The organism is Burkholderia sp. AU44665, assembly GCF_030504405.1.
GTDB lineage: Bacteria > Pseudomonadota > Gammaproteobacteria > Burkholderiales > Burkholderiaceae > Burkholderia > Burkholderia semiarida.
In genome coordinates this window covers 1-14,012 of sequence record NZ_JAUJRI010000001.1, presented here as the reverse complement: position 1 = coordinate 14,012, position 14,012 = coordinate 1, and the positions used below count along the sequence as shown (strand labels likewise).

At 68.7% G+C, this 14,012-nt stretch carries 16 protein-coding genes; 10 read left to right on the top strand and 6 right to left on the bottom strand.

Translation table 11 applies throughout. The annotated features are described in order from the left end of the window. Positions 1-27 precede the first annotated feature (27 nt). Entirely contained in the window at positions 28-1,554 is a 1,527-nt protein-coding gene (locus tag QZM15_RS00080) for an AMP nucleosidase (RefSeq protein ID WP_011548157.1), read from the bottom strand. A gap of 129 nt (positions 1,555-1,683) precedes the next feature. Between QZM15_RS00080 and QZM15_RS00075 the strand changes: the two genes are divergently transcribed. From QZM15_RS00075 to QZM15_RS00055, 5 genes are all read left to right on the top strand, one after another. After that, on the top strand, positions 1,684-2,094 hold the full coding sequence (locus tag QZM15_RS00075; RefSeq protein WP_059582953.1) for a hypothetical protein: 411 nt from the start codon (positions 1,684-1,686) through the stop codon (positions 2,092-2,094). A 99-nt stretch (positions 2,095-2,193) separates the two neighbouring features. Beyond that, the gene (locus QZM15_RS00070; protein ID WP_059582956.1) at positions 2,194-3,192 is read left to right on the top strand and encodes a homoserine kinase; all 999 of its coding nucleotides are present in this window, start codon (positions 2,194-2,196) and stop codon (positions 3,190-3,192) included. Further along, positions 3,183-3,992: a BPSS1780 family membrane protein gene (locus tag QZM15_RS00065; protein ID WP_059582957.1), complete on the top strand. Its 810-nt coding sequence runs from the start codon at positions 3,183-3,185 to the stop codon at positions 3,990-3,992. The genes QZM15_RS00070 and QZM15_RS00065 overlap by 10 nt, the downstream gene beginning before the upstream one ends. 185 nt (positions 3,993-4,177) lie before the next feature. Then, complete coding sequence (locus tag QZM15_RS00060; RefSeq protein ID WP_302105536.1) at positions 4,178-4,630, top strand: MarR family winged helix-turn-helix transcriptional regulator; 453 nt, start codon at positions 4,178-4,180, stop codon at positions 4,628-4,630. Between the two features lie 154 nt (positions 4,631-4,784). Next, positions 4,785-5,204 carry an organic hydroperoxide resistance protein gene (locus tag QZM15_RS00055; RefSeq protein ID WP_059582963.1) on the top strand — a complete coding sequence of 140 codons (420 nt, stop codon included), beginning with the start codon at positions 4,785-4,787 and terminating at the stop codon, positions 5,202-5,204. A 110-nt stretch (positions 5,205-5,314) separates the two neighbouring features. Here QZM15_RS00055 and QZM15_RS00050 read toward each other — a convergent pair whose 3' ends face one another. Both QZM15_RS00050 and QZM15_RS00045 read right to left on the bottom strand, forming a co-directional pair. Next, entirely contained in the window at positions 5,315-5,491 is a 177-nt protein-coding gene (locus tag QZM15_RS00050) for a DUF3563 family protein (protein ID WP_069618521.1), read from the bottom strand. An 80-nt stretch (positions 5,492-5,571) separates the two neighbouring features. Continuing rightward, entirely contained in the window at positions 5,572-6,678 is a 1,107-nt protein-coding gene (locus QZM15_RS00045; protein ID WP_059582966.1) for a PHB depolymerase family esterase, read from the bottom strand. 259 nt (positions 6,679-6,937) lie between these two features. Between QZM15_RS00045 and QZM15_RS00040 the strand changes: the two genes are divergently transcribed. The 4 genes from QZM15_RS00040 (at position 6,938) to QZM15_RS00025 (ending at position 10,013) form a co-directional block, all read left to right on the top strand. Further along, a complete protein-coding gene (locus QZM15_RS00040) occupies positions 6,938-7,636 on the top strand; it encodes a phosphatase PAP2 family protein (protein ID WP_302105535.1) in 699 nt (232 codons plus the stop codon). 128 nt (positions 7,637-7,764) lie between these two features. Beyond that, on the top strand, positions 7,765-8,559 hold the full coding sequence (gene modA, locus QZM15_RS00035; protein WP_060311310.1) for a molybdate ABC transporter substrate-binding protein: 795 nt from the start codon (positions 7,765-7,767) through the stop codon (positions 8,557-8,559). A 10-nt stretch (positions 8,560-8,569) separates the two neighbouring features. Next, positions 8,570-9,247: a molybdate ABC transporter permease subunit gene (modB, locus tag QZM15_RS00030; protein ID WP_059639123.1), complete on the top strand. Its 678-nt coding sequence runs from the start codon at positions 8,570-8,572 to the stop codon at positions 9,245-9,247. A 64-nt stretch (positions 9,248-9,311) separates the two neighbouring features. Continuing rightward, the gene (locus QZM15_RS00025; protein WP_124657218.1) at positions 9,312-10,013 is read left to right on the top strand and encodes a sulfate/molybdate ABC transporter ATP-binding protein; all 702 of its coding nucleotides are present in this window, start codon (positions 9,312-9,314) and stop codon (positions 10,011-10,013) included. A 183-nt stretch (positions 10,014-10,196) separates the two neighbouring features. On the opposite strand, the gene QZM15_RS00020 is transcribed toward QZM15_RS00025, so the two are convergent. The 3 genes from QZM15_RS00020 to QZM15_RS00010 all read right to left on the bottom strand — a co-directional run bounded on the left by QZM15_RS00020 (position 10,197) and on the right by QZM15_RS00010 (position 13,232). Further along, on the bottom strand, positions 10,197-11,033 hold the full coding sequence (locus tag QZM15_RS00020; RefSeq protein WP_275934470.1) for a TOBE domain-containing protein: 837 nt from the start codon (positions 11,031-11,033) through the stop codon (positions 10,197-10,199). A 46-nt stretch (positions 11,034-11,079) separates the two neighbouring features. Next, on the bottom strand, positions 11,080-12,696 hold the full coding sequence (locus tag QZM15_RS00015) for a CHAD domain-containing protein (protein WP_302105534.1): 1,617 nt from the start codon (positions 12,694-12,696) through the stop codon (positions 11,080-11,082). A gap of 152 nt (positions 12,697-12,848) precedes the next feature. Then, positions 12,849-13,232 carry a tautomerase family protein gene (locus QZM15_RS00010; RefSeq protein ID WP_302105533.1) on the bottom strand — a complete coding sequence of 128 codons (384 nt, stop codon included), beginning with the start codon at positions 13,230-13,232 and terminating at the stop codon, positions 12,849-12,851. 113 nt (positions 13,233-13,345) lie between these two features. On the opposite strand from QZM15_RS00010, the gene QZM15_RS00005 reads away from it, so the two are divergent. Next, positions 13,346-14,012 (top strand): LysR family transcriptional regulator (locus QZM15_RS00005; RefSeq protein ID WP_302105532.1); only part of this gene is annotated, 667 nt, incomplete at its 3' end.

Below are 14,012 nucleotides of genomic sequence, written 5' to 3'. Positions count from 1 at the left end.
CACCGCGACCCGGGGCCGCGGTTCACGTCACTGGAACGCCACTTCCGCAAAGCTGCGCAGCTTGCGGCTATGCAGCTTGTCGAGCCCGTTCGTGCGCAGGATCTCCATCGCCTTCACGCCAATCTGCAGATGCTGGTCGACCTGCCCGCGATAGAACGTGTCGGCCATGCCCGGCAACTTCAGCTCGCCGTGCAGCGGCTTGTCCGATACGCACAGCAACGTGCCGTACGGCACCCGGAAGCGGAAGCCGTTCGCGGCGATCGTCGCGCTTTCCATGTCGAGCGCGATCGCGCGGCTCTGCGACAGCCGCTGCACGGGCTCGCGATGGTCGCGCAGCTCCCAGTTGCGGTTGTCGACGCTCGCGACCGTGCCCGTGCGCATCACGCGCTTCAGTTCCACGCCCTCCAGCCGCGTGACCTCGGCCACGCCGCGCTCGAGCGCGAGCTGCACTTCGGCCAGCGCCGGGATCGGCACCCACAGCGGCAGGTCGGCGTCGAGCACGTGATCTTCCCGCACGTAACCGTGCGCGAGCACGTAGTCGCCGAGACGCTGCGTGTTGCGCAGCCCCGCGCAGTGGCCGAGCATCACCCACGCGTGCGGACGCAGCACCGCGATGTGGTCGGTGATCGTCTTCGCGTTCGACGGGCCGACGCCGATGTTGACCATCGTGATCCCGCTGCCGTCCGCGCGCTTCAGATGATACGCGGGCATCTGCGGCAGGCGCGGCGGCGCTGTGCCCTCGGCCGGCTCGCCGCCGAGGTTCGCGTTGTACGTGACGACGTCGCCCGGCTCGACGAACGCGCTGTACTCGCTGCGGTACGCGCGCACCTCGGGATCGTCGCTTTCCGTCATCATCGTGCGGCCGAGCTTCACGAACTCGTCGATGTAGAACTGGTAGTTCGTGTAGAGCACGTAATTCTGGAAGTGCGTGGGCGACGTCGCCGTGTAGTGGCGCAGCCGGTGCAGCGAGAAGTCGACGCGCGCGGCCGTGAACAGCGCGAGCGGATGCGGCTCGCCGGGCGCCGGCTCGAACGTGCCGTTGACGATGCGGTCGTCGAGATACGACAGGTCGGGCGTGTCGAAGATGTCGCGCATCGCGAGCAGCCGGTCGCGATCGAGTTCGCCCTCGAGGTGAATGCCTTCCGGAAACGCGAAATGGATCGGAATCGGCTGCGACGATACGCCGATCTCGATCTTGACATGGTGGTTCTTCGCCAGCAGGCGCAGTTGCTCGCGGTAGTAGTTCGCGAAGAGATCGGGGCGCGTGACCGTCGTCTCGAATACGCCGGGGCCCGCGACGAAGCCGTACGAGCGGCGCGAATCGACGTGCGTGTTGACGTCGGTGCGGATCCGCACGAACGGATAGCATGCGCGCACGTGCTCGGTAATCGCTTCGTGGCGGCGATAGCGCGCGAACGCATCGCGCAGGAAGCCCGTGTTCGTGTCGTAGATGGCGGACAGCCGCGCGACCGCGGCGATCGGATCGTCGAAAGCCTCGACCGACGGGCTTTCGGGCGACAGCACACGGTGCCGGCGGCTCAAATCGTTCTTCATTTTCATCACCTCGTCTGATCCGACGACATTACCACGGAACCCGGGCGCCTTTATGGCCGCCCCCGCACACGCAGGGGCCGGATGGCGCGCAGTATTTGCTAAAATCGGTGGGTTCACTGGAGACTCATCATGAAGCCGCTCATTTTCGTCGCCGCTGCCGTCGCGTTTGCCGCCGCCAGCGTCGCTCACGCCGCCGGCGGCACGCCTGAGGCCGACGCGCCGGGCGCCGACGCGCAGGCCCGGGCCGAGGCCAACGAAGCCGCCGGCCTGCCCGATCTCCGCAAGATCAACCGGCCGGGCGCCGAAGTCACGTCGAAAGTCGACTTCGCCGACATCCGCCGCACGCCGAGCTTCCACGAAAAGAGCAAGAACGGCACCGAAGTCACCGAGTACCGCGACCGCGGCAAGCCGGTCGAGATCGACGTGAAGTCGAACTTCGGCACGCGCTACCAGATGAGCTCGACGCCCGACACGTCGCCGAAGCCGCACGACGCCGGCATCCCGATCACGCGCCTGCCGTCGCTGAACCTGCGCTACTGATTCCGCGGCGCGGCGCACCGAGCGCGCCGCGCCGCCCCTTCACCCGTTGTCGCGACGCACGCCGCCCGCGTGCCGACACCCTGACCTGACGCATCCCGCATGGCCGTTTTCACCGCTGTTTCCGACTCCGATCTCGCGCAATGGATGCGCCACTACGAACTGGGCGACGTGCTGGCGTTCCGCGGCATTCCGTCCGGTATCGAAAACAGCAATTTCTTCCTGACGACGACGCGCGGCGAATACGTCCTCACGATCTTCGAAAAGCTCACGGCGCAGCAGTTGCCGTTCTACCTCGACCTGATGCGCCATCTGGCCGCCCACGGCGTGCCGGTGCCGGACCCGGTCCCGCGTGACGACGGCGCGCTGTTCGGCGAGCTGCACGGCAAGCCGGCCGCGATCGTCACGAAGCTCGACGGCGCGGCCGAACTCGCGCCCCGGGTCGAACACTGCATCGAGGTCGGGCAGATGCTCGCGCGCCTGCATCTCGCGGGGCGCGACTATCCGCGCAGCCAGCCGAACCTGCGCAGCCTGCCGTGGTGGCAGGAGAACGTGCCGGCCATCGTGCCGTTCATCACGGACGCGCAACGCACGCTGCTCGAAGGCGAGCTCGCGCACCAGGCCGGCTTCTTCGCGTCGGACGACTATGCGGCGCTACCGGCCGGCCCATGCCATTGCGACCTGTTCCGCGACAACGTGCTGTTCGCGCACGCGGCGCCCGGCACCGGCCACGACGTCCGGCTCGGCGGTTTCTTCGACTTCTATTTCGCGGGCTGCGACAAGTGGCTGTTCGACGTCGCGGTCACCGTCAACGACTGGTGCGTCGACCTCGCGACCGGCGCGCTCGACGTCGCACGCGCCGATGCGCTGCTGCGCGCGTACCAGACGGTTCGGCCGTTCACGGCCGAGGAGCGCCGCCACTGGAGCGACATGCTGCGCGCCGGCGCGTACCGCTTCTGGGTGTCGCGCCTGTACGACTTCTACCTGCCGCGCGCGGCCGAGATGCTCAAGCCGCACGACCCCGGCCATTTCGAACGCATTCTGCGTGAGCGTATCGCGCATACGCCCGCGCTTCCCGAGATCCAAACCGCATGCAACTGATCGAAGTGCCCGCCAAAACGGGCTATGTCTGGTTCCGTCAAGGCATCTGGCTGTTCCGCCGGAATCCGCTCGCGTTCATCACGCTGTTCTTCACGTACCTGCTCGCGATCACGCTGGTGTCGATGGTGCCCGTGATCGGCTCGGCGCTGCCGTTGGTGTTCATTCCCGGCATCGCGGTCGGCTTCATGGCCGCATGCCGCGACACGGTGGCCGGCAAGACCGTGATGCCGACGATCCTCGTGGACGGCTTTCGCTCGTACGGCACCGTCGCGACCCAGCGGCTGCTCGCGCTCGGCGTGATCTACGTCGCGTCGATGGTGCTGGTGTTCGCCGCTTCGTCGTTCGTGGACGGCGGCGCGCTGTTCCACATGATGATGGGCGCGGCCGACGAAGCGAACACGACGCCCGAGACGCTCGCCGCGCAAGGCGCGCTCGGCGCGCTGTTCTTCGCGACGCTGCTCTATCTGCCGGTCGCGATGCTGTTCTGGTTCGCGCCGGTGCTGGTCGCATGGCATGACGTCCCGCCCGCGAAGGCGCTGTTCTTCAGCGTCGTCAGCTGCTGGCGCAATCGCGGCGCGTTCGTCGTGTACGGCGTGCTGTGGTTCGCCGTCGCGCTCGGCACGTCGCTCGCGCTGTCGCTGCTGCTGCAGGCGCTCGGCGCGGGCGCGTATGCGCTGACGATCATGATGCCGGTGACGATCATCATCGTCACGATGCTGTACTGCTCGTTCTACGCGACCTATCGCGGCTGCTTCGGTGTGCAGGAACCGGGCGCGACGACGACGATGTCGGGCCGCTGACCTTTCTTCCGGCCGGCGAATGTCGCCGGCCGCTCCGCTGTCTCGCCCCCCGATCGCAGCCGGCACGCTTCTGATATCCCCATTTTTCCATAGCGACCGCCCGCCGGCCCCTGTTCAGCCGAACCTTTTGCGCGCAAAATAATTTGTGTGCAAATCGTTCGCGCATCCGATGCGCTTCCCGAATCATGGATCGCCTGCCCGCGCTGCCCCAGACACTCGACGAGCAACTCTGCTTCGCGCTTTATTCGACTTCGCACGCGATGACGAAGGCGTACAAGCCGCTGCTCGACAAGCTGTCGCTGACCTATCCCCAATATCTCGCGATGCTCGTGCTGTGGGAGCGCGACGACATGGCCGTGAAGGACATCGCCGCGCGGCTCGACCTCGATCCGGCCACGGTCACGCCGCTGCTCAAGCGGCTGGAGGCGCTCGGCTACGTCGAGCGCGTGCGAAGCGCGACCGACGAACGCGTCGTCAACGTGCGCGTGACGCCGGAAGGCGGTGCGCTGAAGGACCGCGCGCGCTCCGTGCCCGCCGACCTGTTTTGCGCGATGCAGCAAACGCCCGAATTCCTGATCAGGCTGCGCGCTGATCTGCAGCAGCTGCGCGACGCGTTGTCGGCGGCCAACGAACGCTGACGCTCGACCTCGGATCGACCGCCCGGCGTGCCGGGCTTTTTCTTCAAAATTTAATTTGCACACTAATGATTTGTACTCTATATTTGCTTCGTGGCCGGCGACACCCCTTCCGACCGGACCGCTTTCTCCCTCTCTTTCCGACAGGAGCAGCACGATGAACATTCTGTACAAGACCAGCGCCACGAGCACGGGCGGCCGCGACGGCCGCGCGGTTTCCGCCGACCACAAGCTGGAAGTGAAGCTGGCCGCGCCGCGCGAACTCGGCGGCACGGGTGCGGAAGGCACGAATCCGGAGCAGCTGTTTGCCGCAGGTTACTCGGCCTGTTTCCTGAGCGCGATGAAATTCGTCGCGGGCCAGAACAAGCAGACGCTGCCGGCCGATACGCAAGTCACGGCGGAAGTGGGCATCGGCCCGAACGACGCAGGCGGCTTCGGGCTCGACATCGAGCTGCGCGTGTCGCTGCCGGGGCTCGACAAGGCCGACGCGCAGGCGCTGGTCGACAAGGCGCACCACGTGTGCCCGTATTCGAACGCCACGCGCAACAACGTGCCGGTGCGGCTGACGCTCGTCTGAGCGCCGCAGGTTCCGGCAGGATGCAAAAAGGGCGCGTGCGGCATCGTGCCGCACGCGCCCTTTTGCGCGATTCGTCGAACTGGCGGGCCGGCAAGGCCCGCGTACGCTGCTTAGCGCGCGCCGATCGAATACGGGCGGTTCATTGCCGCGTCGCGATCGATCTTGCGCATGCGGAATTCGAGATCGTAGATGTCGGTGGCTTCGGCCAGGTACGCGTCGGCGCGCTCTTTCGCGGCCTTTTCGGCGTTCTTGGTCAGCATCAGGAAGAGGTGGCTCAGCAGGTACATGGTCGATCTCGCTGTTCAAAGGTTTTGGACTAGGGTTTTCCCGAATTATAGGGAAAACCCTAGGCTTTGACCAGCATCGATCAGACGGTGCGTCGTTCCGTCGCCACAGTGCGGCGATAGGTTTCGAAAAAGGACCAGATCATCGCGCTTGCGTCGGGGCCGACCGCCGCGTGAAACGGCACGGCTTCGTCGCCGCCGGCCCACGCGTGGGCGAGCCCTTTCACGTGACACAGCCGCACGACTGGCTCACCGTCGCGACACACATCGGTGATCTGCACACCCGTTTCGCGCGTCTCGACGCGCTCGCCGCCGCGCAGCGCACCGCGGCTGTCGGCAAGCCCGTTCAGGCGCATGAACTGCACGGTCAGTTGATCGGCATTCTTCGGCGCGACGACATGATCGCCGTCGCCCTGGACGATCAGCACGGGCATGCCGGGATACGCACCGGTATCGACCAGCGCATCGACCGCCGCGGCCGGGTTCTGGCGCAGGCCGCGCCGCATCACGTCCATCGCGGTAATGCCGGAGTTCGCCTCGCCGAGCGCGGGGCCCGAGTGCAACGCGATCGCCGCGAAGCGCTCCGGATGGTGCAGTGCAAGAAGCGACGCGAGCCCCGCGCCGGCCGACAGCCCGGCGACGTAGACGCGCGACGCGTCGAAACCGTGCTCGTCGACCAGCGCGTCGACCAGCGACGCCACCGTGTCCGCCTCGCCGCGCCCCGCGCGGTCGGTGTCTTCATACCAGTGCCAGCAGCCGTGCGCGTGCGCGCGCAGCGACTGTTCCGGATACAGCACCGCGAAGCCGTGCTTGTCGGCCAGCAGGTTCATCCGCGTGCCCTGCGCGAATTCATCCGCCGACTGCTGACATCCGTGCAGCATCACGACGAGCGGCATCGCGCCGCGCCGCCGGCCGGGCGGTACGTAGAGCCCGTATGCGAGGTTCTGGACCAGCCGTCCGAGCGCGGGCGTCATCGGATGTTCGCCGCGCGTCCACTCGCCCGCCGCCCATGCGGCCGCGCGCGGCCGTACGCGCGATTCGCGTGGCGGGGACAGATCGGACACGGCGGGAGAGGCGGCCTCGAGTGCGTCGCGTGCGATGCGTTGCGCATCGCGCGCGCCGCGCTTGGCGGCCGGAGACAGCATGCGTTTCATGCCGCCCAGCCACACCTTGGTCAGACTTTTGGTCATCGATCGGGCTCGCAGTCAGGAAAAATAAGGGCGCCATGAAAGCGCCGCCATGGGTGCAGCGTTCAGCTTTGTGCAATGCACCATAGCATTGTTTCTGGGATTTTTCCTGCGCGCCGATAGTTCCCGGCGGCGCAAAAAACGGGCCTCATGCGGACGCGGCGCTATACTGGGGTTTCGCCGCTTGTATCCGTTGTAGTCGTTCTGCCCGGCTCGCGCGTTGATTTAAGCATTCTCCCCGCCTTCGTCCGTCCCCTTCCCGATGTTCGACCTGCCCTCTCACCTGTGGATCATGATCACCGCGTTCGGCGGCGCCGGCCTGACCTTGCCGCTCGCGATCACGATTGCCGTGTGGCTCGCGCTCGGCTATTCGTGGCAACGTGCGGCCGCATGGCTCGGCGTGCTCGCGGCCGCGATCGGCGTGGTGGCGCTCACGAAGATCGCGTTCCTCGGCTGGGGCATCGGCATCCGCGCGTGGGATTTCACCGGGTTCAGCGGCCATGCGATGCTGTCGACGTCGGTGTATCCGGTCGCGATTTTCCTCGCGCTGATCCGCGCGCGCACGCCGCTGCGGATCGCCGGCATCGCGCTCGGGCTGGCGGCCGGCATCGCGGTCGGCGTGTCGCGCGTCGCGCTCGACGCGCATTCGCCGTCCGAATCGATCACCGGCTGCATCGTCGGCGCGCTCGCCGCGCTCACGTTCATCGCCGGCTCGTGGCGCGCGGTGCCGCACCGCTGGTCGGTGCCCGCGGTCGTCGCGAGCCTCGCGCTCGTCACCGTGGCGCTGCACGGCATCACGGTGCCGTCACACCGCTGGGTCACCAAGGTCGCGCTGGAACTGTCGGGGCACGAGCGCCCGTTCGTCCGCGCGCGCTGGAAGGCCAACCCGAACTACCATCCCGCGTCGCAGCCGTCGTCGCTGCAGCGCACCGAATCGGCGCCGCGTACGCTTCACACGTGACCGGCTGCCGGGCCGCTCCTTTTCACGTCCGACCATTTCATGCACACCGCCGCATGAGCAGTATGCCGAGCGTTATAACCCGCCCTATATTACGATTACGGTTTCCTCCCGTTCAAAACGAATCCGCCATGCGCTCAACCGTCCGCCCGCTTCGCCGCACCCTGCTTCGCCTGCTGCCGCTCGCCGCCCTTGCCGCCGGGTTCGCGTTCAGCGCGCCCGCTTCGGCCGCCGACGAACTGGTCGTGTCGGCCGCCGCCAGCCTGACGAACGCGTTCAAGGCCGTCGGCGACGCGTACGAGAAGCAGCATCCGGGCACCAGGGTGCTGCTCAACTTCGGCGCATCGGACGTGCTGATGCAGCAGATCGCCAAGGGCGCGCCGGCCGACGTGTTCGCATCGGCCGACCAGAAGGCGATGGATCGCGCGGTGAACGAAAAGGTGATCGCGCCCGGCACACGCCGCGATTTCGCGGCGAACTCGCTGGTGCTGATCGTGCCGGCCGACAGCCACGCGGCCGCGCCGACGTCGCTGAACGACCTGGCCGCGCCCGGCGTGAAACGCATCGCGTACGGCGACCCGGCATCGGTGCCGGTCGGCCGCTACACCGAGGGCGCGCTGCGCGCGGCCGGCGTGTGGGAGGCAGTCAGCGCGAAGGGCGTGCTGGCCGCCAACGTGCGCCAGAGCCTCGACTACGTCGCGCGCGGCGAGGTCGACGCGGGCTTCGTGTTCGGTACCGACGCCGCGATCATGCCGGGCCGCGTGAAAGTCGCGCTGACGGTGCCGACCCGGACGGCCATCACCTACCCGATCGCGGTGGTCAAGGACAGCCGCCACGCCGCGCAGGCGCAGTCGTTCATCGATTTCGTCGCGTCGCCGCAGGGCCAGGCCGTGCTGTCGACGTTCGGCTTCAAGCCCGCCCAGTGAGCGACTCGCGATGCAAGACGCTTGGGTCCCGCTGCTGCTGTCGCTGAAGGTTGCCGGCTGGGCGACCGCGCTCGACGTCGTGCTCGGCGTCGCGGCCGCGTTCGTGCTCGCGCGCTGGCGCTCGCCGCTGCGCGACGTCGTCGATTCCGTGCTGACGCTGCCGCTCGTACTGCCGCCGACGGTGCTCGGCTATTACCTGCTCGTGCTGCTCGGCCGGCGCGGCGTGTTCGGCGCGTGGCTCGACACGCTCGGCATCGAGCTGGTGTTTACGTGGCAAGGCGCGGTGATCGCGTCGATGGTCGTCGCGTTTCCGCTGATCCTGAAATCGGCGCGCGCGGCGTTCGAGGGCGTCGATCCGCATCTCGAGCGCGCCGCGCGCACGCTCGGGCTCGGCGAAGCCGCGGTGTTCTTCCGCGTGACGCTGCCGCTCGCCGCGCGCGGGATCCTGGCGGGGGCGCTGCTCGCGTTCGCGCGCGCGCTCGGCGAATTCGGCGCGACGCTGATGATCGCCGGCAACCTGCCCGGCCGCACGCAGACGCTGTCGGTCGCCATCTACGCGGCCGTGCAGGCCGGCGACGACAACACGGCCAATTTCCTCGTGCTGGTGACGTCGATCACCTGCGTGCTGGTGCTGCTCGCGACCGGCTGGCTCGTACCGTCGCGCGCACGGCGGAGCCAACCGACATGAAGCGCGTGCCCTGTCCGTGTCGCCGGTGCCGCCCGGCAGCCGGCCCGCTTCGGCGGAGGCCCGCATGAGCCTCGTCGTCGACATCCGCAAGACCTACGCGAACGCCGAGCGCCGCTTCGCGCTCGATGTGTCGTTCACGGCGGCGATGCAGCGCGTCGTGCTGTTCGGGCCGTCCGGCGCGGGCAAGAGCATGACGCTGCAGGCGATCGCCGGGCTGCTGACGCCCGACGCAGGCACGATCACGCTGAACGGCGAACCGCTGTTCGACGCCGTGCGCCGCATCGACGTGCCGACCCGCGAACGCCGTGTCGCGTACCTGTTCCAGGACTACGCGCTGTTTCCGCATCTGAACGTGCGGCAGAACATCGCGTTCGGGCTCACGTCCGGGCTGCGCAACCCGCGCGCGAGGACGGTGCCGCCGGAAGTCGCGTACTGGCTGCACGCGTTCGACCTCGAATCGCTCGCGGGGCAGTATCCGTCGCAGCTATCGGGCGGGCAGAAGCAGCGCGTCGCGCTCGCGCGCGCGCTGGTCGCGCAGCCGCGCATCCTGCTGCTCGACGAACCGTTCGCGGCGCTCGACGGCGCGATGCGCCAGCGCATGCGTCACGAGCTCGCCGAACTGCAGGCGCGGCTCGACATCCCGATGGTGCTGATCTCGCACGACCCCGACGACGTCGCCGCGTTCGGCGATCAGGTCGTGCAGTTGAGCGAAGGACGCGTGCAGGCGAACTCGCCGCACGCGGAGTGGCCGACGCGCGTCACCTGAGCGCGCGACGCCGTGGTCGTGAGCGTGGCGCTGGCCGCCGCGTTGGAACCTGGGAGAAGCCGCGTCGCGGCACATGCTGAAAGCGGAAACGAAGTCGGTGCGATGCACACACGCGTGCGGCACCGGCTTCACCCCGCCCCGCACGACGGCCGCCGGCCAACGGAAGCCGCACTGCCGGCCGGGTCAGCCCGTCACCGCCAGAATCACGCTCGACGCCTTGAACAGCGCGATGGCCCGCCGGCCCGCGTCGAGCTGCAACGCATCGACGCTGTCGTTGGTCACGACGGCCGTCAGCGTTCCGCCGCCGTCGAGCGCCAGCGTCACCTCGCTGTTCACCGCGCCCGCCGCGACGGCTTCCACGCTGCCGTGCAGCCGGTTGCGCGCGGAAACTTTCAGGTCGGGCCCGCCATCGTCGACCGCGAGCACGACCCACGACGCCTTCACCAACGCGCACGCGTGCTCGCCTTCCCGCAGCCCGAGCGCGTCGGCGCTTTCGTGCGTCAGCACGGCGACGACGGCTTGCCCGCCAGGCAGCGCAAGCGTCACCTCGTCGTTGACGGTGCCGCGCACGATCGACGCGACCTTGCCGAACCACTGGTTGCGCGCGCTCGTCTTCATCCCGATCCGGCCGATCAGCGCCCAGTCGACGTCGAAGCCGGCAACGGCCGCGCTCGCGGCCTCGATGAAGCGGCGATGCTCGCGCTCGATCGCGCGGAACGCGGCGATCAGCGACGTCGCGCGCGGCGTCAGCGTCGTGCCGCCGCCGCCCTTGCCGCCCGTCGCACGCGCGACGAGCGGCTCGCCGGCGAGATTGTTCATCGTGTCGACCGCGTCCCACGCGGCCTTGTAGCTGAGGCCGACGGCCTTGGCCGCGCGCGTGATCGAACCGGTGTCGCCGATCGCCGCGAGCAGCGCGATGCGCGTCGCGCCGCCGAGCGTCTGTTCGCCGGCGCGCAACCACAGCTCGCCGCCCAGTTCGAGCGGTCCGGCGGACGAGGAAGAAGGCGGGGCGTCGGTCATCATCGGCATGCGTATGGAAAACGGGCGGCCATTATAGAGGCGGCGCTCAGCCCGGCTTGTCGTCGAGCTTCGGCGGCCGCAGGCTGGCCAGCAGCGCTTCGGCGTCGCGCGCCGCGCGCTGTTCGAGCGCGGCGCCGTAGCCGCGCACGAAACCGAGCTGATACGGCGGCGCCCCCAGTTGCTCGAGATGGTGAAGCGCGACCATCGCGTCGTTCGCCTCGCCGAGCACGCTCTGCACGCGCGCCAGCGTCTTGACCGTCTCGTTGCGCGTGCGGCGCGACGCCAGCGACGCGAAGAATTCGAGCGCGTAACGCAGCCGCTTCGCATCGATCCGCACCTGATGGCGTGCCGCCGTGTCGAGCGACGTGAGCGACGGCGAGCCGTAGAGATGACCGAACAGCCGCCGCACGCGCTTGGTCGCGTGACGCCGCAGCGACGGCGCGTCGTCGCCGTCGGCGGCCGGCAGCGCGAGCGCGCTCAGCCATTCGAGCCAGCCGAGCGTCAGCCGCGCATAGCGAGCCGAATGCAGCGCCTGCCGCAGCTCGACGCGCGCGGCCATCGACTGCGCGCGGGCGGCGTCGAGCGTGCCGTCCCAGTCGCCGCCGCCGTCGGCCGCGATCAGCGCAGGCAGGCTCTCGGTCGCGAACACGTCCCAGTCGCGCACCGTGCCGAGCAGCGCGGCGAGCCAGCGCAGGTCGACGCCGAGCGTGTCCTTCCATCGACGATCGGTGAAGCGCGGGAAGAAGCGCATCAGCGTGCGCAAGCGGCGCAGCGCGACGCGCATCTGGTGGACGAATTCGGGATCGTCGCGATCGAGCACGCCACGCTCGTTGCCGAGCCACTGCGCGGTGATGTCGCCGGACAGCGCGAACAGCGCGGCGCGCTGCGTGCGGATGCCGGTCAGGTCGACGGGCTGCGCCTTGACCAGCATGGCGGCCACCGGGCCGCCCGCACAGGCGCGGTCGATCACGCTCGTCAGTTGCACGAACGCGGGCCACGCGCCGCTCAGTTCGCGCGCCGCGGCGAACAGCGCGTGCAGCGCGGCCGTGCGCGCGGCAACGGTGTCCCAGTCGGGCGCGGCCAGGCGCAGCTCGACGTAGCGGCGCGGCGGCTCGCCGCCGCCGTGCAGCGTGATGTCGTCGAGCGTCATTTCGACCACGACGCCGCTGTCGTCGGCCCAGCGCCCGCGCCGCCGTTCGCTGACGATGCGCGGCGCCGATGCCTGGGATCGCGCTTCGTCGGTGTCCGGTGCAACGCCGTTCACGTCGGCAGCCGGCGCGTCGGCATCGGCTGCGGCACGCGTCGCGGGTATCGGCAGCGGCGCCGCGACGACGATGCCCGCGTGCTCCGCGTCGAACAGCTCGCGCTGCGTGACGCCGGGCGCGAACGCCTCGGTGCGCGACGCGACGACCCGCGTGCCATGCGCGTTCGATTCGACCCAGGTCCACCAGCTCGCGCCCGGGCTGCGCTCGGCCTCTTCGATCTGGCACGGCTCGATCGTCACGCGCTCGTGGCCACGCCGCATCCGGACCTGCGGGCAGATCCGCCACGCACGCACGAGTTCGGCGCCGAAGTCGCGCTGCGCGCCACGGGCACGGCTCGCGCCCTTGACCGGCCACCCTTCCAGCGACAACGACAACACGATTTCCAGCACACGCGACATGGAGGCTCCCGCACGAGAAGGATCGCCGGCGCATCCACCGCGCCGGCGTCGCTCGTGAAGCAGCTTCCATAGTACACGCCCCAAAAGGGCGCAGGCGACGATCCGGCCCTGTCTCCGTGTGGCACATCAAACCGGCAGGTCAAGCCGGTACGTCAGACGGCATATTGCGCGATGCCGTTGCCGAACGACCAGTTCTCCTTGAGTACCTCGACAAGGCCGATGAATACGTCTTCCTGCCGCACGCCGGGCTGCTGCGCGAGGTTCTCGGCGATCGTCCGGTACAGCGCCCGCTTCTGCTCCAACGTGCGCGTGTTGTTCGCGGTGATCTGGATCATCACGAGATCGTCGCTGCGTTCGATATCGAGGTAATGGCGGCCGAACACGAAGTTGTCAGGCGAATGCTCGGTCACGACCATGAAGATGTCGTCCTCGGGTACGTTGAACGTCTGTATCAGCGCGCGCTGCACGCCGTCGACGAGGGCCCTGCGGTAGGCGGCCGGTTTACCTTCGCGTACGGCGATACGAGTGAATGGCATGGTCCTGCTCCTGTTGGTGAGTAACGTTGAAGAACGAAAACACAGCGTCAGGTTAGGCTCGTCAATCTATAATGAACAGTCATTGATGAATATTTCATTCATTTTCATTTGAAATGAAAGTACTCGATCTCGATGCTGTTCGCGCGTTCGTGCTGGTCGCCGACCTCGCCAGCTTCACGCGCGCCGCCGATGCGCTCGGCACCACGCAATCGGCCGTCAGCCTGAAGCTGAAGCGGCTGGAGGCGCATCTCGGCAAGCCGCTGCTCGCGCGCACGCCGCGCATCGTCAAACTGACCGCCGACGGCGAGCATTTCCTGCCGGCCGCCCGTGCGCTGCTCGACGCGCACGAGCATGCGCTCGGCGCGATCTCGACCGGCACGGTGCGCCTGTCGCTCGGCGTCAGCGAGCACGTCGCGGTGCCCGACCTGCCGGCCGTGCTCACGAGCCTGCACCGGCAGGATCCGGGGCTGTCGCTGGAAATGCATCTCGGGGCGTCGACGAGCCTGCTCCCGCAATACGACGAACGGCGGTTCGACGCGGTGATCGTCCGGCACGAGCCCGGCGAGGATCCGCCGCGCGACGACGGCACGCCGCTGTTCACCGAGCCGCTGGCGTGGCTCGCCGCGCCCGACTGGGCGCCGCGCGCGGGCGAGCCGCTGCCGCTCGCGGTGCTGGCCGGCCCCTGCGGCGTGCGGGCGGCCGCGCACTACGCCGCCCAGGCGGCGCTGTTCCTGCGCGACCAGGCGCTCTCCACCGCGGCACACGACCTGCGCAGCCCGC